Origin of the sequence: Nonomuraea sp. GTA35 (assembly GCF_041950525.1) — a bacterium.
In the GTDB taxonomy this organism is placed as follows: domain Bacteria; phylum Actinomycetota; class Actinomycetes; order Streptosporangiales; family Streptosporangiaceae; genus Nonomuraea.
In genome coordinates this window covers 14,447-36,020 of sequence record NZ_JBGNUV010000009.1, presented here as the reverse complement: position 1 = coordinate 36,020, position 21,574 = coordinate 14,447, and the positions used below count along the sequence as shown (strand labels likewise).

18 protein-coding genes are annotated in these 21,574 nt (G+C 70.9%); 9 read left to right on the top strand and 9 right to left on the bottom strand.

Going from position 1 to position 21,574, the window contains the following annotated elements; genetic code table 11:
• The first annotated feature begins 69 nt into the window (after positions 1–69).
• Together ACBJ32_RS34465 and ACBJ32_RS34460 are read left to right on the top strand one after the other, a co-directional pair.
• Complete coding sequence (locus ACBJ32_RS34465) at positions 70–2,151, top strand: PhoX family phosphatase (protein WP_357892782.1); 2,082 nt, start codon at positions 70–72, stop codon at positions 2,149–2,151.
• A 34-nt stretch (positions 2,152–2,185) separates the two neighbouring features.
• Complete coding sequence (locus tag ACBJ32_RS34460; protein ID WP_375130316.1) at positions 2,186–4,069, top strand: ABC transporter ATP-binding protein; 1,884 nt, start codon at positions 2,186–2,188, stop codon at positions 4,067–4,069.
• Here ACBJ32_RS34460 and ACBJ32_RS34455 read toward each other — a convergent pair.
• A complete protein-coding gene (locus ACBJ32_RS34455; protein ID WP_375130315.1) occupies positions 4,027–5,445 on the bottom strand; it encodes an MFS transporter in 1,419 nt (472 codons plus the stop codon). The genes ACBJ32_RS34460 and ACBJ32_RS34455 overlap by 43 nt on opposite strands.
• Before the next feature lie 75 nt (positions 5,446–5,520).
• Between ACBJ32_RS34455 and ACBJ32_RS34450 the strand changes: the two genes are divergently transcribed.
• Together ACBJ32_RS34450 and ACBJ32_RS34445 are read left to right on the top strand one after the other, a co-directional pair.
• Positions 5,521–6,165, top strand: a complete 645-nt coding sequence (locus ACBJ32_RS34450; protein ID WP_375130629.1) for a TetR/AcrR family transcriptional regulator — start codon at positions 5,521–5,523, stop codon at positions 6,163–6,165.
• Between the two features lie 10 nt (positions 6,166–6,175).
• Complete coding sequence (locus ACBJ32_RS34445) at positions 6,176–6,922, top strand: methylenetetrahydrofolate reductase (protein ID WP_375130314.1); 747 nt, start codon at positions 6,176–6,178, stop codon at positions 6,920–6,922.
• Here the strand turns inward: ACBJ32_RS34445 and ACBJ32_RS34440 are convergent.
• From ACBJ32_RS34440 to ACBJ32_RS34430, 3 genes are read right to left on the bottom strand one after another with little or no spacing between them, the layout of a single operon-like run.
• A complete protein-coding gene (locus tag ACBJ32_RS34440; protein WP_375130313.1) occupies positions 6,883–8,364 on the bottom strand; it encodes an MFS transporter in 1,482 nt (493 codons plus the stop codon). The two genes, ACBJ32_RS34445 and ACBJ32_RS34440, sit on opposite strands and share 40 nt — an antisense overlap.
• 60 nt (positions 8,365–8,424) lie before the next feature.
• On the bottom strand, positions 8,425–9,087 hold the full coding sequence (locus ACBJ32_RS34435; RefSeq protein ID WP_357892773.1) for a Crp/Fnr family transcriptional regulator: 663 nt from the start codon (positions 9,085–9,087) through the stop codon (positions 8,425–8,427).
• A 33-nt stretch (positions 9,088–9,120) separates the two neighbouring features.
• The gene (locus ACBJ32_RS34430) at positions 9,121–11,142 is read right to left on the bottom strand and encodes an adenylate/guanylate cyclase domain-containing protein (protein WP_375130312.1); all 2,022 of its coding nucleotides are present in this window, start codon (positions 11,140–11,142) and stop codon (positions 9,121–9,123) included.
• Positions 11,143–11,341: 199 nt separating this feature from the next.
• On the opposite strand from ACBJ32_RS34430, the gene ACBJ32_RS34425 reads away from it, so the two are divergent.
• Positions 11,342–12,274 carry a hypothetical protein gene (locus ACBJ32_RS34425; protein WP_375130311.1) on the top strand — a complete coding sequence of 311 codons (933 nt, stop codon included), beginning with the start codon at positions 11,342–11,344 and terminating at the stop codon, positions 12,272–12,274.
• Between the two features lie 48 nt (positions 12,275–12,322).
• On the opposite strand, the gene purL is transcribed toward ACBJ32_RS34425, so the two are convergent.
• The 4 genes from purL to purS all read right to left on the bottom strand — a co-directional run bounded on the left by purL (position 12,323) and on the right by purS (position 16,229).
• The gene (gene purL / locus ACBJ32_RS34420; RefSeq protein ID WP_375130310.1) at positions 12,323–14,572 is read right to left on the bottom strand and encodes a phosphoribosylformylglycinamidine synthase subunit PurL; all 2,250 of its coding nucleotides are present in this window, start codon (positions 14,570–14,572) and stop codon (positions 12,323–12,325) included.
• Positions 14,569–15,249 carry a phosphoribosylformylglycinamidine synthase subunit PurQ gene (gene purQ / locus ACBJ32_RS34415; protein WP_357892765.1) on the bottom strand — a complete coding sequence of 227 codons (681 nt, stop codon included), beginning with the start codon at positions 15,247–15,249 and terminating at the stop codon, positions 14,569–14,571. Before purQ ends, purL begins: the two co-directional genes overlap by 4 nt.
• A 128-nt stretch (positions 15,250–15,377) precedes the next feature.
• Positions 15,378–15,764 (bottom strand): ATP-binding protein, encoded by a 387-nt coding sequence (locus ACBJ32_RS34410; RefSeq protein ID WP_185100353.1) that lies wholly within the window; start codon positions 15,762–15,764, stop codon positions 15,378–15,380.
• A 219-nt stretch (positions 15,765–15,983) separates the two neighbouring features.
• Positions 15,984–16,229 carry a phosphoribosylformylglycinamidine synthase subunit PurS gene (gene purS / locus ACBJ32_RS34405; protein WP_185100354.1) on the bottom strand — a complete coding sequence of 82 codons (246 nt, stop codon included), beginning with the start codon at positions 16,227–16,229 and terminating at the stop codon, positions 15,984–15,986.
• 230 nt (positions 16,230–16,459) lie between these two features.
• Between purS and pdhA the strand changes: the two genes are divergently transcribed.
• From pdhA to ACBJ32_RS34385, 4 genes are all read left to right on the top strand, one after another.
• The gene (gene pdhA, locus ACBJ32_RS34400; protein ID WP_357892763.1) at positions 16,460–17,542 is read left to right on the top strand and encodes a pyruvate dehydrogenase (acetyl-transferring) E1 component subunit alpha; all 1,083 of its coding nucleotides are present in this window, start codon (positions 16,460–16,462) and stop codon (positions 17,540–17,542) included.
• A complete protein-coding gene (locus tag ACBJ32_RS34395) occupies positions 17,539–18,519 on the top strand; it encodes an alpha-ketoacid dehydrogenase subunit beta (RefSeq protein ID WP_375130309.1) in 981 nt (326 codons plus the stop codon). Before pdhA ends, ACBJ32_RS34395 begins: the two co-directional genes overlap by 4 nt.
• 12 nt (positions 18,520–18,531) lie before the next feature.
• On the top strand, positions 18,532–20,010 hold the full coding sequence (locus ACBJ32_RS34390; RefSeq protein WP_375130308.1) for a 2-oxo acid dehydrogenase subunit E2: 1,479 nt from the start codon (positions 18,532–18,534) through the stop codon (positions 20,008–20,010).
• 128 nt (positions 20,011–20,138) lie between these two features.
• Positions 20,139–20,432, top strand: a complete 294-nt coding sequence (locus tag ACBJ32_RS34385; protein WP_375130307.1) for a Dabb family protein — start codon at positions 20,139–20,141, stop codon at positions 20,430–20,432.
• On the opposite strand, the gene ACBJ32_RS34380 is transcribed toward ACBJ32_RS34385, so the two are convergent.
• Complete coding sequence (locus ACBJ32_RS34380) at positions 20,429–21,562, bottom strand: NADAR family protein (RefSeq protein ID WP_375130306.1); 1,134 nt, start codon at positions 21,560–21,562, stop codon at positions 20,429–20,431. The genes ACBJ32_RS34385 and ACBJ32_RS34380 overlap by 4 nt on opposite strands.
• Positions 21,563–21,574 lie beyond the last annotated feature (12 nt).

Here is a 21,574-nt window from a genome sequence, read left to right as displayed (position 1 = left end):
GTTCACCTCCGGTTTCGACGGTGAACGTAGCCTCCCGGCGGTACAACCGCGCACATATATGGAGGACCTGTGGCGAACCCCAACGCGGGGCCGCGGCTACTGCCGCTGCTTTCCACCCCGCACAAAGGTGGCCGTTCCGCGTTGACCTGTCAGTTCCGCTGCGGCAACGCGTGCGCGCATGACGTGGCCAACACCGCCGACAACGCCTACTTCGGCGACGTGGTGAAGGACGCGCTGTCCCGGCGCGGCGTGCTGCGCGCGGGCGCGCTCGGCGCGATCGTGGTGGGCACGGGCGTGGCGGGCGCGGTGCCGGCCCTGGCCGACGAGCCCGAGGCGGCCGCCGCCGGGCACGGCTGGAACGGTGGTGGCGGCAGCGACATCCGCTTCACCGCCGTGCAGCCGAACACGGATGACGCGCTGACCATCCCGGACGGCTACCAGTCCTCCGTGGTCGTGCGCTGGGGCGACCCGGTGCTGCCCGACGCGCCGGAGTTCGACTTCGAGAACCAGACCGCCGACGCCCAGAACAAGCAGTTCGGCTACAACTGCGACTTCGTGACGGTCTTCCCGATGGGCCGCGACCGCGCGCTGATGTGGGTCAACCACGAGTACTCCGACGAGAGCCTGATGTTCCGCGGTTACACCGGCGGCGCGGCGGCGACCGAGGAGCAGATCAGGATCGGGCTGGCCGCGCACGGCGGCTCGGTCGTGGAGATCGAGCGGGCCGGCAACACCGGCGAGTGGAAGCTGGTCACCAGGGGCCGCCGCCGCTACAACCGCCGCATCACCGCGCAGACGAAGATGCGGTTCAGCGGCCCCGCCGCCGGCAGCGACCTGCTGAAGACGGCCGCCGACCCGAAGGGCACCACGCCCATCGGCATGCTGAACAACTGCGCGGGCGGCACCACCCCGTGGGGCACGGTGCTGACCGCCGAGGAGAACTTCAACCAGTACTTCGTCAACGGCGACAAGGTGCCCGAGGCGCAGAAGCCGTACATCACCCGCTACTCGATCACCACCGGCACCCCCTCCTCCAGCCGCCGGTTCGACCGCGTCGAGGAGCGCTTCGACCTGGCCAAGCACCCGAACGAGGTCAACAGGTTCGGGTGGATCGTGGAGATCGACCCGTTCGACCCCGACTCGACGCCGATCAAGCGCACCGCGCTCGGCCGCTTCGCCCACGAGGCCGCCACCACGACGCTGGCCCGCGACGGCCGCCTGGTCGTCTACATGGGTGACGACTCGCGCTTCGAGTACATCTACAAGTTCGTCTCCAAGGACCGCTACATCCCCGGCTTCGACCGCCACAACCGGGCGCTGCTGGACGAGGGCACCCTGTACGTGGCCAAGTTCACCGGCGACAGCCCGGCCGCCGAGCTCGACGGCTCCGGCAAGCTGCCCTCCGACGGCCAGTTCGACGGCTACGGCGAGTGGCTCCCGCTGGTCTCGGGCGACAGGTCGTTCGTGAAGGGCATGACCGCCCAGGAAGTCCTGGTCTACACCCGTTCGGCCGCCGACAAGGTGGACGGCGGCGCGACGAAGATGGACCGCCCCGAGGACGTGGAGCGCAACCCGGTCACCGGCGGCGTCTACGTGGCCCTGACCAACAACAGCAACCGCACCGCGGCCCAGGTGGACGAGGCCAACCCGCGCCCGTCGAACAAGCACGGCCACGTCCTGGAGATCGTGGAGCGGCGCAACGACGCGGGCGAGAAGACGTTCGCCTGGTCGCTGCCGCTGGTCTGCGGTGACCCGAACGACCCCGCCACCTACTTCGCCGGCTTCGACAAGTCCAAGGTCTCGCCGATCTCCTGCCCGGACAACGTGACGTTCGACAAGGACGGCAACCTGTGGATCTCCACGGACGGCAACGCCCTGGAGAAGAACGACGGCCTGTTCGTGATGCCGGTCAGGGGCAAGGAGCGCGGCTACGTGCGCCAGTTCCTCACCGTGCCGGTCGGCGCCGAGACCTGCGGCCCGCTCGTCTCCGACGACCAGCGCAGCGTCTTCGTGGCGGTGCAGCACCCGGGTGAGACGGACGACGCCAGCCCGGAGACCCCGAGCAGCCACTGGCCCGACGGCGGCAGCAGCCAGCCCCGCCCGTCGGTGGCCGTGGTCTGGCACGCCAGGGGCAAGAAGATCGGGGCTTGACCTCAACTTAACTTGAGGCCGTAGCGTCCATGCCATGAGCATGGAAGTGACCGCCTGGCATCAGCTTTACTCGATGAACAACCGGCCCGAGCGTCGCTCTGTATCCAGGGCGACGCTCAGGCGTATCGGCGCCTTCGCACGCCCGCACCGTCGCAGGCTGGCGCTGTTCCTGCTGCTCAGCGTGGTGATGGCGGGCCTGGCGGTGGGGGCGCCGCTGCTGGCGGGGCGGGTGGTGGACGCCATCTTCACCGGCGAGCCGGTCGGCGTGGTCGTCACGGTGGCGCTGGCGATCGCGGGCCTGGCGATCGCGGAGGCGGGGCTGGGCCTGGTGAACCGGTGGCTGTCGGCGGGCCTGGGCGAGGACCTGATCCTCGACCTGCGTACGGCCGTCTTCGACCACGTCCAGCGCATGCCGATCGCGTTCTTCATGCGGACCCGCACCGGCGCGCTGGTCAGCCGGCTGAACAACGACGTGATCGGCGCCCAGCGCGCCTTCACCGACACGCTGTCCGGCGTGGTCGGCAACATCGTGACGCTCATGCTGACGCTCGTCGCGATGATCGGCATCTCCTGGCAGATCACGCTGCTGGCGCTGCTGCTCCTGCCCGTGTTCGTGCTGCCGGCCCGGCGGATGGGCACCAGGATCGCCCGGCTGCGGCGGGAGGCGGCCGACCACAACGCGGCCATGGGCACCCAGATGACCGAGCGGTTCTCCGCGCCGGGCGCGACGCTGGTCAAGCTGTTCGGCCGGCCCGCCCACGAGTCGGCCGAGTTCGCCCGCAGGGCCCGCCGCGTGCGCGACATCGGGGTGCGCTCGGCCATGACCCAGTCGGCCTTCGTCACCGCGCTGACGCTGGTCTCGGCGCTGGCGCTGGCCCTGGTGTACGGCCTCGGCGGCTTCTACGCCCTGGCCGGGCAGCTCGCCCCCGGCGCGCTGGTGTCGATGGCCATGCTGCTGACGCGCCTGTACGCGCCCCTGACGGCCCTGGCCAGCGCCCGCGTGGACGTGATGAGCGCGGTCGTCAGCTTCGAGCGCGTCTTCGAGGTGCTCGACCTGGAGCCGCTCATCCAGGACAAGCCGGACGCCCGGGAGGTGCCGGAAGGCCCGGTCTCGGTGGAGTTCGACGACGTGCGCTTCGCCTACCCCGCGGCCGACAAGGTCTCGCTGGCCTCGCTGGAGGAGGTCGCCACGCTCGACACGCGCGGCGGCGTCGAGGTGCTGCACGGCGTCTCGTTCCGGGCCGAGCCCGGGCAGATGGTGGCGCTGGTCGGCTCGTCCGGCGCGGGCAAGTCCACGATCGCGCAGCTCCTGCCCCGGCTGTACGACGTCGACTCCGGCGCCGTCCGGCTCGGCGGCGTGGACGTGCGTGACCTGAGCGCCGACTCGATCCGCGACACGCTCGGCATGGTCACCCAGGACGGTCACCTCTTCCACGACACGATCCGCGCCAACCTGCTGCTGGCCAGGCCGGAGGCGGGCGAGGAGGAGATCTGGGACGCGCTCACCCGCGCCCGCCTGGCCACGCTCATCCGGTCGCTGCCGGACGGGCTCGACACGGTCGTGGGCGAGCGCGGCTACCGGCTGTCGGGCGGGGAGCGCCAGCGGCTGACGATCGCCCGCCTCCTGCTGGCCAGGCCCCGGGTGGTGATCCTGGACGAGGCCACCGCGGCGCTCGACTCCACCTCCGAGGCGGCGGTGCAGGCGGCGCTGGGCGAGGCACTGGAAGGCAGGACCGCCGTGGTGATCGCGCACCGGCTCTCCACCGTCCGCGCGGCCGACCTGATCCTGGTGATCGAGGACGGCCAGGTGGCCGAGCGCGGCACGCACGCCGAACTGCTGGCCGCCGGGGGCCGCTACGAGGAGCTGTACCGCACTCAGTTCGAGGACCCGACGGTCTCCGGGGTCGCGGCGGCCTGAGGCTCGTCGGGCGGAGCCGGCTGGGGGCGCAGCGAGTAGAGCGCGACCGGGATGGACGCCAGCACCACGACCGCGGCGACGACCAGCGTGAACCGGTAGCCGTCGAGGAAGGCGGGCAGCGGCGGCAGGCCGCTCGCGTTCTGCCTGGCGGTCAGCAGCGCCCCCAGCACGGTGATGCCGAGCAGGCCGAAGACCTCGCGGGAGACGTTGAGCACGCCCGAGGCGACGCCTGAGCGCTCCCTGGGCATGCCGTTCAGGACGGCCGAGGTCAGGGGGACGAGCAGGCCGCCGCCGAGGCCGTACAGGATGAACCAGGGCGCCACGTCGGAGAAGTCGCCGTCGGCGCCGACGCGGGAGATGAGGTAGATCGCGGTCCCCATGAGCGCCATCCCGAGCGCGACCGTGCGCCCCATGCCGAGCCGCGCGCTGACCTGCTGCGAAAGGATCGCCGTCACGCCCATGACCAGCGCCATCGGCACGAAGGAGGCGCCTGCCTGGGTGGGGGTGAAGCCGAGCACGTTCTGCAGCCACAGGGCGCTGAAGAAGTAGATGCCGAACACGCCGAACGACCAGATGCCGCTGGTCAGCACGCCGCCGGTGAAGACGCGCGACCTGAACAGCGAGATCGCGATCATCGGCTCCGGCGCCCGCGCCTCCACCGCGACGAACCCCGCCACCGCCGCCGCGAACACGCCGAACGCGGCCAGGATCGGCGCCGAGGCCCAGCCGAGGCTCTCGCCCTCGATGAGCGCGAACGTCAGCGCGAACAGGGCCAGCGCCGACAGGGCCAGGCCCGGTAGGTCGAGGCTGTGGCGCACCCGCGTGAAGGCGGGCCGCACGGCCCAGAGCGCGAGCCCGCCCGTGACCACGCCGATCGGCACGTTGATCAGGTAGATCCAGCCCCAGTGCAGGTTCTCGCTGATGAGGCCGCCCAGGGTGGGCCCGAGGGCCATGGACAGCGCGCCCGAGGCGCTCCAGATGCCCACCGCCCGGCCGCGCTCCGCGGGGTCGGGGAAGATCTGGCTGATCAGCGCCAGCGTGGTCGGTGTCAGCAGCGCGGCACCGACACCCTGCACGGCCCGCGCGGCGATCAGCATCCCGCCGGAGGTGGCCAGCCCGGCCACGAGCGAGGCCAGCGTGAAGACGGCCAGCCCACCGAGGAAGACCCTGCGGGCGCCCAGCACGTCCGCGAGCCGGCCGCCGGCCAGCATGAGGCCGGCGAAGACCAGGATGTAGGAGCTCACGATCCACTCCAGCCCGGAGATCGTCAGCCCCAGCTCCCGCTGGATCGTCGGCAACGCGACATTTCCCACGTTGTTATCCAGATACGTCATGAACGTGCCCAGGGTCACGGCGACCAATGCCCACCATCGCATGGCGGCTCCTCTTCCTATACAGCGTACTTGTACGTCGTATAGTGGAACTTGTACGACGTATAGTTGTCAACCGTGATGGGAAAACTGACCGCGCAGGCGATCGCGGAGCGGGCCCTGGAGATCGGCGACACCGAAGGCATCGACGCCGTGACCATCCGCCGCCTGGCCACGGACCTCGGCGTGACCCCGATGGCGCTCTACTGGCACTACAAGAACAAGGAACAGCTGCTCGTCGGCATGGCCGACCACCTGATCGGTGGCTTCGCGCCCGGGCCCGCCGACGAGCGCCCCTGGCAGGCCCAGCTCCGCGAGCTGACCGAGGGCCTGATCAGGACGCTGCGCGCCCACCCCTGCGCCAGGAACGTGCTGGAGCAGATCGACCCGGTCGCGGTGCCGAACTTCCTGGCCGTCTGGGACCAGGCGCTCGGGCTGGCCCGCACCGCCGGGTTCGGCGTGGACGAGAGCTGCCTGATCACCAAGTACCTGCTGCAGAGCGCCATCGCCATCGCCGACGCGCCCGTCCACGGGCAGGCCGAGCCCGATCGCGAGGAGCGGGCCAGGGCCAAGCTCTTCGGGCTGCAGTCGCTGCCCGTGGAGAGGTATCCGCACCTGGTGGAGATGGCCCGCCCGCTGGTGGCAGGCACGGACCCGATCCTGTACGACACCTTCGGCGTCGACCTCGTGCTGGGCGGCATCGAGGCGCTGGCGGCCAGACGTTAGAGTCCAGATCATGCCCTTCGAGCTGATCTGCGAGATCGAACCGCCCACCAAGCCCGATCTGAAGCACGTACGGCACCAGATCGGCACCCTGAGCAAGATCGCTCACGCGTTCCTCATCCCCGACAACCACATCGGCCGCGCGACCGTCTCCAGCGTGGCCGTGGCGCACGAGGTCGAGGCGATGGGCGGGCGCGGCATCGCCTGCCTCAACTCGCGCGACCGCAACCTGCTCGGCTTCCGCCGCGACCTGCTGACGGCGGCGGCGTACGGGGTGGACCAGTTCCTGTTCGTCCACGGCGACAAGCCGACGAGCGGCAACCGGACGAGCGACCTGAACGTGCGCTCGATGATCGAGGAGGCGCGCAGGTTCTCGCCGGACCTCCGCGTGGGGGCCGCCGCCGGGCTGCGCCCGCTGCCCGCGTGGAAGCGTACGGCCGACTTCCTGTTCTCGCAGGTCAGCTTCTCGGTGGAGGACCAGCTCCGGTGGCGTGAGCAGCACCCGGTCGACGTGCCCGTCTACGCCGGCGTCATGGTCCTGGCCAGCGAGCGGCACGCGCGCACCCTGGCCGCCGCGATCCCGGACATCGCCCTGCCGGAGGAGCTGATCGCGAAGGTGGCCGCCGACCGCACGGCCGGCGTGGAGGCCGCCTGCGAGCAGGTCCTCGCCCTGCGCGACACGGGCGCCTTCGCCGGCGTGCACCTCGTCCCGGTGAGCCGCTACCGCGACGTCGAGGCGTGCCTGGCCGCCGAGCTCTGAGGCGCCTTCGGGGAGCGGGCCAGGGCCGCCAGCAGCGCGCCCAGCAGCGCGACCCCGAACAGCACCGCGTACGCCCGCTGGAACCCGTCCATGAGCTGCCCCACCGCCACCGGCGACAGGGTGGACAGGGTTCCGGCGTACACCTGGGCCCGCACGCCGGGCCCCACGGAGGCGGTCAGCACGCTGAGCGACAGGCCGACGCTGATCACGATGCCGACGTTCATCACCATCACGCGGAACCCGTTGACCACCCCCAGGCTGCCGGTCGGCAGTGCCCGCATGACCTGCGTGGTGTTGCCCGTGAGGAACGTTCCGCTGCCGCAGCCCGCCACGAACAGGCCGATCCCGATCACCCAGTACGGCGTCGCCGGATCGGCCGTCAGCATCAGCGTGCCGAGCCCGGCCGCGCTCAGCACCGCGCCGCCGATCGACAGCGCGTACGGCGACACCCGCCGCCCGAGCATGCCCACGATCGGCGAGGCCAGCCCGATCCCGACCGGCACGGGCAGCACGCTCAGCCCCGCCGTGAACGCGTCCACGCCCCGGGCGGCCTGGAAGTACAGCGCCACCACCAGGATCAGCGCCGAGCGGGCCAGCGCGTTGCAGAACGAGGCCAGGTTCGCGTAGGTCAGCAGCCGCCCGCCGAACAGCCGCAGATCCAGCACCGGGTTCGGGGCACGCCGCTCGGCCAGCACGATCAGCGGCAGCAGCACCACGAACGTGCCCGCCCCCGCCAGCACCACGGGGCTGGACAGCCCGCTCGACCCCGCCGTGGACAGCGCCAGCAGCAGCGCCGACAGCGCCGCGAACACCAGCACGTTGCCCAGCGCGTCCACCGGCTCCTTCGGCTGCCTGGGCATCTTGCGTAAGATCGCCGCGCCCACGCCCAGCGCCAGGAGCCCGGCGGGCACGTTCACCCAGAAGATCCACTGCCAGCCGGCCGCCTCGGCGATCAGGCCGCCGAGCGTGGGACCGGCGAGCTGGGCCACCGACAGCGTGCCGATGTAGACGCCCATGCCCTGGCTGAGCCGGTCGGGCGGGAAGGCGTCGGTGATGATCACGGTGCCGTTCGCGAGGATCATCGCGGCGCCGATCGCCTGAAGGACGCGCATCGCGATCAGGAACCACACGTCCGGCGACAGCCCGGCCAGCAGCGAGGCCACCGTGAACAGCGCGAACCCCGCGAGATACACCTCACGCCTGCCGAGCAGGTCGGCCACCCGGCCGAACAGCACCAGGCTCGCCGTGTTGACCAGCAGGAACGACAGCAGGATCCAGCCCGACTCCAGCGCGTCGGCGCGGAAGTGCCGCACGACCGTCGGCAACGCCACGTTCAGCGTGCTGCCGGCGATGCCGATGAGCACGAGGCCCAGGCTGGTGACCGCGCACACCCGCCAGGCGTAGCGCAGGCGGGCGTCGTCTTGGGGGGTGACCGCGACCATGCCTCCACTATGACGTACGACGTACGTCCCTTTTGTCCGGGGGGCGCTGTGTCCCAGGGGTCACCTGGCGCGCTTGCGCAACCCCTCCAGGTCGTGGATCACCACGCGCCGCCTGCCCGTCTCGATCAGGCCCCGGTCGCGCAGCGTGCGCAGCGCCTTGCTGACGGCCTCGCGGGAGGCGCCGGTCCATCCGGCCAGCTCGTCCTGCGACAGGGGCAGCGCCACGCGTACGCCGCCGTTGGTCTTCTCGCCGTACCGCTCGGCCAGCTCCAGCAGCCGCGTCGCCACCCTCCCCGTGGTGTCGAACGCGCCGTACTCGATGCGCTTGCGGTCGGAGTCGCGCAGCTTCCCGCTGACGAGCCGCATGAGCTGCACGGCGATGCGCCCGTGGCTCTCCAGGAAGCCGGTGAAGTCACGCACCACGAGGCCGGCGATCGGCTCCAGCGCGGTCACGGTGGTCGAGCGGGGTGAGCCGTCGATGGCCGACAGCTCGCCGAGCAGCGCACCGGGCCCGCGTACGGCCAGCACCACCTCGGTGCCGCCGCTCGTGTGGGAGGAGCACTTGACCCTGCCCTCCATCAGCACGAGCACCCAGTCGGACGTGTCGCCCTCGGTCATGATGGTCGTGCCCCGGTCCCAGCGCCGCACCCGGCCGGCCGAGCGCAGGGCCTCGACCTCCTCGGCGGTCAGCATGGTGAGGAACTCTCCGGGCTCTGAATCCATGCGCCTGATTATGTCGGTACCTGCACCGCCCTACTATGTCATTTCCGTCAGAACGTAGGCCGTGACGAGTTCCTCCTTGCCCTTGAGGTTGAGCGGCCCCAGCGGGCTCACCTTCGCGCCGTCGCCCAGTTGCCTGTACGTCGTCTCGCCGATCACCACCGTGCCCGGCTCGGCCAGGGTCTGGAGCCTGGCGGCCACGTTCACGGCGTCGCCCATGGCGTTGAAGCCGCGCAGCTCCGGGCTGCCGATGTTGCCGACCAGGGCCGGCCCGGTGTTGACGCCCACCCGGAACGTCGGCCACTCGACCGTGTCGACCTTCCAGGCCATCTCCTCGGCGATCTCGGCGGCGGCCTGCTGCATCTGCAGCGCCGCCTTGCAGGCCTGCCGCGCGTGCCCGTCCTGCGTCGCGGGCGCGTTGAACAGGGCCAGCAGCGCGTCGCCGACGAACTGCACGATCGTGCCGCCGTTGTTCAGGATGCAGGGGACAGCGGCCGTGTGGTAGCGGTTCAGCATCTCGACGATCTCGCCGGGCGTGACCTTCTCCGAGAACGTGGTGAAGCCCTTGAGGTCGGCGAAGAGCGCGGTCAGCTCCTTGAGCTGGCCGCCCAGCTCCGCCTGCGCGGGGTCGGCGAGCAGCGCGTGCGCCACGTCCGGCGACATGTACTGGTGGAAGAGCGTGTGCAGCTCCTGGTAGAGGCGGGCGTTCTCCAGCGAGATCGACAGCTGCCCGGCCAGCGTCGCGGCCAGCGCCTCGTCCTGGCTGGTGCGCCCGACCGGCACCTCCAGCACGCCCGCCAGGTTGCCCTTGACGGTCAGCGGGAAGGCCAGGAGCTGGTCGCGCCTGATCGGGTTGCCGTCGGTGAAGGCGTAGTCGCGCGAGCCGATCTGCGTCCTGCCCTCCGAGACCAGGGCGATCTTGACGTCCCCGTACGCCTGCCGCACCCGCTCCAGCGACACCGTCAGCAGCTCGTTCTCCGGCAGCCCGACCTTGGTCTGCGCGCTCACCGCCACCAGCGCGGCCAGCCGCTCCGACAGCTCCCGCTCGTTGGCCAGCGCCTCGCCCGCCCGGTCGAGCACCGCGGCCTGGCCCTCGTTGAGCCGGAACTTGCCCGACAGCCGGGTCGCGGCCAGCGGCTCGCCCCGGCGTACGTGCTCGACCAGCTCCTCCAGCGCCTCGTCGTAGTCGCGCTGGATGCGCCGCACGGTGGCCGCCAGCGCCACCGAGTCGAACAGGCCCGCGCTCGACCCCTCGCGCCTGAACTGCAGGTAGGCGCTGTAGGCGACGAAGACGAAGGCCAGGGTGAGCAGGATGTGCCACTCCCACCAGGACAGGTGCCAGTTGAGCTGCGACATGCCCGCGATCATCGACTCGGCCAGCAGCGCGTACGCGGTGATCAGGCTGATCAGCATGGCCGCCGGCCGCCGCCGGTGCAGCAGGAACATCATCACGCTCGCCGCCACGTACAGCAGCAGCCCGGGCACCGACGCCCACGCCAGCCAGCCCATCGGCGAGACCATGGGCGGCTCGCTGAGCGGCGTCAGGCCCGGGACCAGCGACATGACACCCCAGAGCACCATGAACCCGACCAGCGCCCCGCGGATGAAGTGCTGCGACCCGAGCACGGCCTTGGCGGCCTTCTCCCGCAGCGGCAGCGCGGAGGCGAACGCGAACGCCGAGGCGAGCGTGAGCCCCACCTGCTGGCCGAGGTCGAACCCGATGGAGCCGGTGGGCAGGATGACCTTCGGCGTGGCCAGCCCGTGCAGGAAGAAGAACCCTGCGCTGCTCAGGAAGACCATGGAGACCAGGAACAGCCGCGCGTCCTGCCGGCGCCTGGAGGCCTCGCTGATGAGCGCGCCGAGCGCGACGTTGACGCCGGCGACCAGGATGATCAGCCAGAAGTGGCTGGCGTTGTGCTGCCAGAAGATGTTGATGTGCGGCTGGGCCAGCAGGAGCCAGAGGCCGAGCAGGGGCAGGATCAGGTGGATGGACCAGACCACGCCGCGTACGGGCTGGGTGGCCGGGGGAAGGTAGGGCGTGGGACCGCGCGTTGGCACAGACCCGATTATCCACGGGCGATCGGTGTCGCCAATGCGTCCTTTTACTCACCCGAGTCGGAGACAATCCGTCAATCCGGTCAGTAACACTCTGTTTCGTAATAGATACGTTATGTAGTTGGCGTCATCCCTTGGAACGTTCGAAGCGTGAATCTCATGCACAACATGAGCATCACTCGTTCCGTTGGGAAGGAAAGCCGTGGCCATCAAGGTTCGAGGCGGGCGCACGATCACGCTCGCCGCTGTCGGGGCGCTGGCAGCCTCGCTCCTCACCGTGGGTGGCGTCGCCACCGCCTCGTCCGCCGCAGCCGCGGAGGTGCACGCCTGCGTGCACAAGAAGACGCGCTACGCCCGCATCGTCAACCCGGCGACGAAGTGCAGGAAGACGGAGGAGCGGATCCTGATCGGCGGATCCTCCACCTCGACGACCACCGTCCAGCAGGGCGAGCAGGGCCGCCGGGGCGAGCCCGGCCCGGCCGGCCCGCAGGGCAAGCAGGGCGTCCAGGGGCCCAAGGGCGAGACCGGGCCTGTCGGGCCGCAGGGCAAGCAGGGCGTCGCGGGCCCGCAGGGCCCCAAGGGCGAGCAGGGCTCGAAGGGTGAGCAGGGCGAGCCCGGCAAGACGGGCGCCACCGGTCCTCAGGGTCCGCAGGGGCCGAAGGGCGACGACGGCAAGAACGGCCTGCCGGGCAAGGACGGCGCGACCGGCCCCCGCGGCCCCCAGGGCCCGAAGGGCGACACCGGCCCGCGTGGCCCGCAGGGCCCGAAGGGCGACCCCGGCACCGGCGCCACCTACACGACCTACGTCAACAAGGAGTTCGTCAACGGGACCGGCACCGAGACCGTGAGCTGCGGCAGCGGCGTGGTGACGGGCGGCGGCTTCTCGTTCAGCACGTTCAAGAACGCGATCGTCACCAGCAGCGCGCCCTCGGGCGCCTCCAGCTGGACGGTCACCGTCGTCAAGGACGACAACGGCGGCGGCAACGACTACGACAGGCAGGCCGCAGCGGCCCCGACGGCCACGCCCACGAACGCCCCGGCCGAGAAGGACGCGCAGACCTACGGCCACGGTGGCGGTAACAACGGCGTCAGCGTCAGCGGCAGCATCTACGTCGTCTGCCTGAAGAAGGCGTGACGCCAGGAGGGCCGGCACGGAACCCCGTGCCGGCCCTCCCGGAAGACCTCAGCCGAACAGCGCGGGAAGCGCGGCCGAGTGCGTTTCCCGCAGCTCCTCCACGGAGACCTCGAGCACGTCCTTGACGACCAGCGACGCCCCGCCGGTCATCCCGAGCCCGTAGCAGGGCACGTCGTGCCGCCCGCACAGCGAGGCGAACTCGTCGTAGGCCTCGGGCCGCACCACGACCAGCGCCCGCGCCGCCGACTCGCTGAACAGGTCGGTGAACGGGTCGCCCGTCAGCTCGACCTGCGCCCCGACGCCCCGCGCCAGGCAGGACTCGGCCAGCGCGACGGCCAGCCCGCCGTCCGACAGGTCGTGCGAGCCTTCCAGCAGCCCCCGCCGGGCCGCCTCCACCAGCACGGTGCCCAGCGCCCGCTCGGCCTCCAGGTCCGCGTGCGGCGGCAGCCCGCCCAGGTGGCGGTGCTCGACGTGGGCCCACTCCGAGCCGCCGAACTCCGCGCCGGTGTCGCCGAGCAGCACGACCCGCAGCCCCTCGGCGGTGAACCCGGACGGCACCCGCTTGGCGACGTCCTCGATGACGCCGAGCACGCCCACGACGGGCGTCGGGTGGATGGCCGTCGAGCCGGTCTGGTTGTAGAAGGAGACGTTGCCGCCGGTGACCGGCACGCCGAGCGCCCTGCAGGCGTCGGCCAGCCCGCGGGTGGCCTCGGCGAACTGCCACATCACCTCGGGGTCCTCGGGGGAGCCGAAGTTGAGGCAGTTGGTGACGGCCAGCGGCTGGGCGCCGGTCACGGCCACGTTCCGGTACGCCTCGGCGAGCGCGAGCTGCGCCCCCGCGTACGGGTCGAGCTTGGCGTAGCGCCCGTTGCCGTCGGTGGACAGCGCGATCCCGCGGGTGGTCGGCTCCGCGCCCTCGATCGCCTCCGAGATGCGCAGCATGCCCGCGTCGGCCGGCTGGGCCAGCACGGTGTTGGAGCGCACGTACCGGTCGTACTGGTCGGTCACCCACGCCTTGGAGGCCAGGTTGGGCGAGCCGAGCAGCTTGAGCAGGGTCGCCCGCAGGTCGGCGGGCCGCTCCAGCCGGTCGGGCGTGTCGCCGTTGAGCGCGGCCTGCCCGGCCGGCTCGTGGAAGGGCCGCTCGTAGACGGGGCCCTCGTCGGCGGCGGTGCCCGGCGGGATGTCCACGATGACCTCGCCGTCCCAGGTCATGACGAGGCGGCCGGTGTCGGTGACCTCGCCGATGACGGTGGCGGGCACGTCCCACTTCTCGCAGATCGCCATGAACGCGGGGATGTCGTCGGGCCGGACGACGGCCATCATGCGCTCCTGCGACTCGCTCATGAGGATCTCCTCGGGCCTGAGCGAGGGGTCGCGCAGCGGGACCAGGTTGAGGTCCACCTTCATGCCGCCGGTGCCCTTGGCGGCCAGCTCGGTGGTGGCGCAGGAGACGCCGGCCGCGCCGAGGTCCTGGATGCCGACGACCACGTCGGCCGCGTACAGCTCCAGGCAGCACTCGATGAGCAGCTTCTCCATGAACGGGTCGCCCACCTGCACGGCGGGCCGCTTGGCCTGCGACTCGTCCTCGAACGTGGCGCTGGCCAGCACGGAGGCGCCGCCGATGCCGTCAGGGCCGGTGGACGCGCCGAACAGGACCACCTTGTTGCCCGGGCCTGGCGCGGTGGCCAGCTTGATCTGGTCCTTGCGCAGCAGGCCCACGCACAGCGCGTTGACCAGCGGGTTGCCGATGTAGCAGGGGTCGAAGACGACCTCGCCGCCGATGTTCGGCAGGCCCAGGCAGTTGCCGTAGCTGCTGATGCCCTCCACCACGCCGGGCAGCACGCGGCGGGTGTCCACGGCGTCGGCGGCGCCGAAGCGCAGCGCGTCCATGACCGCGATCGGGCGCGCGCCCATCGACATGATGTCGCGCACGATCCCGCCGACGCCGGTGGCGGCGCCTTGGTGCGGCTCGACGTACGACGGATGGTTGTGGGATTCGATCTTGAACGTGGCGGCCCAGCCGTCGCCGATGTCGACCACGCCGGCGTTCTCGCCCATGCCCACGAGCAGCGCCTCGGACTTGGGCGCCTTGGTGGCGAACTGCTTCAGGTGCACCTTGGACGACTTGTACGAGCAGTGCTCGGACCACATGACGCTGTAGATGGCCAGCTCGGAGCCGGTGGGACGGCGGCCCAGGATCTCCTTGACCCGGTCGTACTCGTCCTGCTTCATCCCCAGCTCGGCGAAGGGCATCGGCTCGTCGGGAGTCTCCGCCGCCCGCTTCACACTGTCTGTCATGCGTTCACCAGGTTCTTCAGGATGGAGGTGAAGACGCCGAGGCCGTCGGTGCTCGGGGCGCCGACCAGGTCCTCGACGGCGTGCTCGGGGTGCGGCATGAGGCCGACCACGTTGCCCGCCTCGTTGCGGATGCCCGCGATGTCGTTGAGCGAGCCGTTGGGGTTGCCGACGTAGCGGAACACCACGTGGCCGCCCGCCTCCAGCGCGGCCAGCGTGTCGTCGGAGGCCACGTAGCGGCCCTCGCCGTGCTTGATCGGCAGCACGATCTCCTGGCCGGGAGTGAACGAGTTCGTCCACGCGGTCGCCGTCTGCTCGACCTTGAGCCGCTGGTCGCGGCAGACGTAGTGCAGCGAGGCGTTACGGGTCAGCGCGCCGGGCAGCAGGTGCGCCTCGCACAGGATCTGGAACCCGTTGCAGGTGCCGATCACGGGCAGCCCCGCCCTGGCGGCGGGGACCAGCTCCTCCATGAGCGGCGCGAACCGCGAGATGGCGCCGCAGCGCAGGTAGTCGCCGTAGGAGAAGCCGCCGGGCAGGAAGACGGCGTCGACCCCCTTCAGGTCGTGGTCGGCGTGCCACAACGGGACCGCCTCCGCGCCCACGAGGCGCACGGCTCTGGCGGCGTCCTGGTCGTCGAGAGTTCCTGGAAACGTGACTACGCCCACACGGGCAGCGCTCATGACTGTCGTCCCCTCCGGAGGAATGCGCGCGCGCACCACCGTCCCTTCGGGGCGGACGGCGGTGTAATCAGGTTATCGGGTGCTCCCAGGTGGTCCGCATCGACTCGGGCGTGGAGCGAAGGCGCAGGTCAGACCGCGGCGAGCTCGCGGGGACGGGCGTCGGCGCCGTCGTCCCAGGCGAGGTGCTTGCGCAGGTGGACCGTGGTGCCCCGGCCGGGGGTGACGCCGAAGGAGATCTCGTCGACGACCGAGCGCATGATCAGCAGGCCGCGGCCGTTCTCGGTGTCGGGAGGCGGAAAGGAGTGAGGCATCGTCGGGACGCCGTCACCGTTGTCGGCCACGCGAACGTCGCACTGGCCGGCGCCGATGGCCGCCGTCACCTCGTAGCGGTTGGCCGGCCCTCCGTGCCGGACCGCGTTGGAGCACGCCTCGGACACGGCGAGCAGCATGTCGGCGATGCACGTCTCGCTCACGTTGAGTGAACGCATGGCGTCGCCAAGCACTCGCCTGACCATCGGTATGCCGATCGCATCCCGAGGCAGTGCCAACGAGAACTCAATATCCACCGGACTCCTCCGGGCGCCGGAATCTCACCTGGAGTAGGTTTCCCTGAGAAAACGGGGCTAACCGCAAAATCACGTTGTTGTTATTCAGTGTTGGCACGCCCGTGGCATTGTGGCACGTCGCAACCGGGCTTTAACCGCCCCAGGGGAAATCGGGGCGGCAAATGTGCCTTAGCCCTCGACGCGGACGCTGTAGTCCTCGATGACCGTGTTGGCGAGCAACGTTTCCGCCATCTTGCGCACCTCGTCGAGCGCCGCCTCGTCGGCCGGGCCGTCGAGTTCGACCTCGAAGCGCTTGCCCTGGCGCACGGCTGAGACGCCGGAGAAGCCGAGCCTGGGCAGCGCCCTGGCGATGGCCTGGCCCTGCGGATCGAGGATCTCGGGCTTCAACATGACGTCCACGATGACGCGGGCCACTGCGTTCCTCCTGGGAGCGGTGGGTGGATGGGAAGCACAGCCTACCGGCGCGTGTGGCTGCCACTACAACGGGAACGGGGAGGACATGGGGCTTGCGCACAGGGCTGTGACGTCTGCCACGATGGCCCCGAACGCGTACGAACCACCACCTACCGGTTCGTCGTTAGGTAAGGCTGGCCTAAGGTGGCAACCCCATCCATAGTCCGGCCCCTGACCAGCAGGAGTGGCGCATGACCATAGACGCCTCGGGAGCATCTCCTGAGCTCGTCCAGCTGCTCACCCCCGAGGGCGAGCGGGTCGAGCATCCCGACTACGACATCGATCTGACCCCGGAGGAGGTCCGGTCGCTCTACCGCGACCTCGTGCTCGTCCGGCGCATCGACCTGGAGGCGGTGGCGCTGCAACGCCAGGGCGAGCTGGGCATCTGGGCCTCGCTGCTGGGCCAGGAGGCGGCCCAGATCGGCTCCGGCCGCGCGCTGACCGACACCGACATGGCCTTCCCCACCTACCGCGAGCACGGCGTGGCGTGGTGCCGCGACGTCGACCCGGTCAAGCTGCTGGGCCTGTTCAGGGGCGTCAACCACGGGGGATGGGACCCCAAGGAGCACAACTTCCACCTGTACACGATCGTGATCGGCAGCCAGACCCTGCACGCGGTCGGCTACGCGATGGGCATCCAGCGCGACGACGCGAGCGCCGCCACCATCGTCTACTTCGGCGACGGCGCCACCTCCCAGGGCGACGTGAACGAATCGTTCATCTGGGCCAGCGTGTTCAACGCGCCGATCGTGTTCTTCTGCCAGAACAACCAGTGGGCCATCTCCGAACCGCTGGAGAAGCAGACCCGCATCCCCCTCTACCGGCGGGCGTCCGGGTTCGGCTTCCCCGGCATCAGGGTCGACGGCAACGACGTGTTCGCCTGCCTCGCGGTGACCCGCAAGGCGCTCGAAGCCGCCCGTACCGGGCAGGGGCCGACGCTCATCGAGGCGTTCACGTACCGGATGGGCGCCCACACCACCACCGACGACCCCACGCGCTACCGCGTGGCCAGCGAGCTGGAGGCGTGGAAGCTCAAGGACCCGATCGAGCGGGTCAAGGCGTACCTGTTCAGGAACGAGCACGCCGACCAGGCCTTCTTCGACTCCATCGACGCCGAGGCGGACCAGCTCGGCGCGGACCTGCGCAGGCGCTGCCTGGCCATGCCGGACCCCGAGCCGCTCGACATCTTCGACCACGTCTACCGCGAGCCCCACGCCCTGATCGACCGGGAGCGCGCCCAGTTCGCCGCGTACTTGGAGGGGTTCGAGAAGTGACTGTGCTGAGCTTGTCCAAGGCCCTGAACGAGGGCATGCGCAAGGCCATGGAGGACGACCCCAAGGTCCTCATCATGGGTGAGGACGTCGGCAAGCTGGGCGGCGTGTTCCGCGTCACCGACGGGCTGCAGAAGGACTTCGGCGAGGACCGCGTGATCGACACGCCGCTGGCCGAGTCGGGCATCATCGGCACCGCGATCGGGCTGGCGCTGCGCGGGTACCGGCCGGTGTGCGAGATCCAGTTCGACGGGTTCGTCTTCCCGGCCGCCGACCAGATCATCACGCAGCTAGCCAAGATGCCGATGCGCTCGCTGGGCGCGATCAAGCTGCCGGTCGTCGTACGCATCCCCTGCGGCGGCGGCATCGGCGCGGTCGAGCACCACAGCGAGTCGCCGGAGGCGTACTTCACCCACACGGCCGGCCTGCGCGTCGTCGCCTGCTCCAACCCGGCCGACGCGTACACCATGATCCAGCAGGCCATCCGCAGCGACGACCCGGTGCTCTTCTTCGAGCCCAAGCGCCGCTACTGGGAGAAGTCCGACATCGACACCTCCTCCACCGACTGGTGGCCCCCGCTGCACGCCGCCAAGGTCGTCCGCCCCGGGTCCGACGTCACGCTGCTGGCCTACGGTCCCATGGTCAAGACGTGCCTGGAGGCCGCCACGGCGGCCGAGGACGATGGCCGCTCGCTGGAGGTCATCGACCTGCGCTCGCTCAACCCGCTGGACGAGCCCGTCGTGATGGACTCCGCACGCCGCACCGGGCGGGTCGTGGTCGTCCACGAGGCCCCCGTCAACAGCGGCTTCGGCGCCGAGCTCGCCGCCCGGATCACCGAGCAGTGCTTCTACCACCTGGAGTCGCCCGTCCTGCGGGCCGGCGGCTTCTCCACCCCCTACCCCCCGTCCAAGCTGGAGGAGCACTACCTGCCGGACCTGGACCGGGTGCTCGACGCCGTCGACCGGACCTTCGGGTACTGAGGGGGTTGCGCGATGCGACGCGAGTTCAAGCTTCCTGACGTCGGTGAGGGGCTGACGGAGGCCGAGATCGTCCGCTGGCACGTCAAGGCGGGTGACGCGGTCAAGGTCAACCAGATCGTGGTGGAGATCGAGACGGCCAAGTCGATCGTCGAGCTGCCCATCCCGTGGGACGGGGTGGTGGCCGGCCTGATGGCCGAGGAGGGCGACACGATCGACGTCGGCGTCCCCATCATCGCCGTCGACACCGCCGAGGAGGGCGGCGCGCCTGCCGGCGCCACCGGCGCGGGGGTGCCTTCCGGAGCCGCGACACCGGCCCAGGCCTCGGGCGACCTCGCCGCCCTGGCCGACGACATGGTCCCGAAGCCGCCGGCGGAGGGCGCGGTGGAACCCGGCGCCCACGGCAGCCCGGCCCCCAAGGAGGAACGCCAGGCGGTCCTGGTCGGCTACGGCGTCAAGACCGGCGCCACCAAGCGCCGCCCCCGCAAGCAGCAGTCCCCGGGCATCGCCGCCAACCCGGTGGCCAACCCGTCCCGCGTGGAGGTGGACGGCCCGCCCTCCACGGCCCCGTCCCCGGCGGCCCCTGGTACGCCGGAGCCCGGCGCCACGCCTGCGACGCCCAGCCGGGTGGCCGTCCTGGCCAAGCCCCCGGTCCGCAAGCTGGCCAAGGACCTGGGCGTGGACCTGGCGTCCCTGACGGGCACGGGCCCGCAGGGCTCGATCACCCGCGACGACGTGCACGCGGCGGCCCAGGCCCCGGCCGAGGAACCGGCGCCCGCGGCGGCCCCGGCCCTCCGCGAGGAGCGCATCCCCGTCAAGGGCGTACGCAAGGCGACCGCCCAGGCCATGGTCACCAGCGCCTTCACCGCCCCGCACGTCACCGAGTTCCTCCAGGTGGACATGACGGGCACCATGGAGGCGGTGCGGCGCCTGCGCACCATGGCCGACTTCGCGCAGGTCAAGGTCTCTCCGCTGCTCCTGGTGACCAAGGCGGTCCTGACGGCGGTCAAACGCCACCCCCTGATCAACTCGGCGTGGGACGAGCAGGCCGGGGAGATCGTGATCAAGCACTACGTGAACCTCGGGATCGCCGCCGCCACCCCGCGCGGCCTCATGGTCCCCAACATCAAGGACGCCCAGGACCTGTCACTCCCCGCCCTGGCCACCGCCCTGGCCCAGCTCACGGAGACGGCCAGAGCGGGACGCACCCAACCGGCGGAGATGTCCGGCGGCACCATCACCATCTCCAACGTCGGCGTCTTCGGGGTGGACACCGGCACGCCGATACTCAACCCCGGTGAGGCCGCCATCCTCGCCGTGGGCCAGATCAGGGACATGCCGTGGGTCGTGGACGGCGAGCTGGCGGTGCGCAAGGTGACGACCCTGTCGCTCTCCTTCGACCACCGCATCATCGACGGCGAGCTGGGCTCGCTCTTCCTCGCGGACGTCGGCGCGATGCTGGAGGACCCCCTCCGCATGCTCGCCTGGGGCTAGGCCCGATGGAGTACGGCGACCGCCGGGAGGACCCCTCTCCCGGCGATCGCCGTACGGCGGGGGACGCCCGCACCCACTGGGGTCAGAGCGACCAGGGCCTCATCAGATACCTCGATAAGGTGGCGAATATGATTCGCCACATCGTGCTGTTCACCTGGACCGAGACCGCGACCGCCGAGCAGAAGGCCGCCGTCACGGCCGAGCTGCGCAAACTCCCCGGCCTCATCCCGCAGCTGCGCTCCTACACGGTCGGCGCGGACGCGGGCCTCAACCAGGGCAACCACGAGTACGCCGTGGTGGCGGACTTCGACGACGTGGACGACTACCTGACCTACCGCGACCACCCTGACCACCAGAAGGTGATCGCCGACTACATCAAGCCGATCCTCGCGACCCGCGCCGCCGTACAGCTCAGCCTCTAGCCCGTCGCTGATCGGCCTTCCGTGGCCTGATCGGCCTGGAGCTCGGATCTGACCAGCTCCAGGAGGCGGCCCATCCAGTTGCGGCCCCGGCTCCCCGCGGTCGTCCAGTAGTCCGGGGCCGCCCCGCTGTAGTGGAGGCGCGCGGTGCCCGTACCGAGCAGGATCTCCGCGAGCCGCGGATGCTGGGCGAACTTGGCGCGCAGCAGCCGCGCCATGACGGCGGCCCGCACGTTCGCCCACTTCTCGACGCGGGCCGTCTCCCTGGCGAGCCTCTCCGCGTCGTACGGCCGCGCGGCCGCGGCGATCCGCTCCCGTGCCGCCGGATCGGCGGTGGACAGCGCCCAGTAGGCGTGGACGACCGTCGGGTACCGCACGCCCCCCACCTCGATCTCCGCCGGGTACTCGTTGCGCAGCGCCGCCACGCCGGGATCCTCCGGCCGCCCCTGGGCACGGACGACCTCGTAGAGGGTGATCGCGCCCGCTTCGACCGGCTCAGGGTCATCGGCCCGCCCGGGTGGTCGTGGCTCGCTCCGATGGCTCAGCACCTCCTCGAAGTAGGCGATCGCCTCCTCCCGGTCCTCCTCGGTCACGGCCGAGGGATCGCCGGGCCCCTGCGGCACCGCTTCGCGCGGCTCCGCCATCAGGTCCACGAGCGGAAGGTCCTTGCTGCCCATGTCGCCCAGGACGTACTGCCGTTCGAGCTCCGGGACGGCCAGGTAGGCCTCCCGCAGCGCGCGCAGGTCGTCCTCGGACCTGGTCTCCATGTAGCGTTCGATCGCCATCCAGCACCGTTCGGAGGAGTCGGGGCGGCCGTTGAGCTCATCGATGGCGTCGGCCACCTCCCCCAGGAGGCCCTCGGCCGTCATGTGCATCGTCGTCCTGGCCATCCGCCACGACGCCAGGTGGTCGGCCGAGGCCTGCGCCCCGCGCGGTATCGACGTGGCGACCCACCCCGTCTCCAGGTGCCGGCGCAGCCCCTCCAGGTCGGTCAGGCCCCAGACGTCGATCGCGCCGTCGGCGTACACGACCAGTTCGGTCAGGAAGTAGTGGCCGCCGTTGCAGATGAACACGGGCCGCGACAGGCCCTCGATCCGCTCACCGTCGACCTCTCTGAACGTTCGGTTCAGCACGGCTGAAGCCTG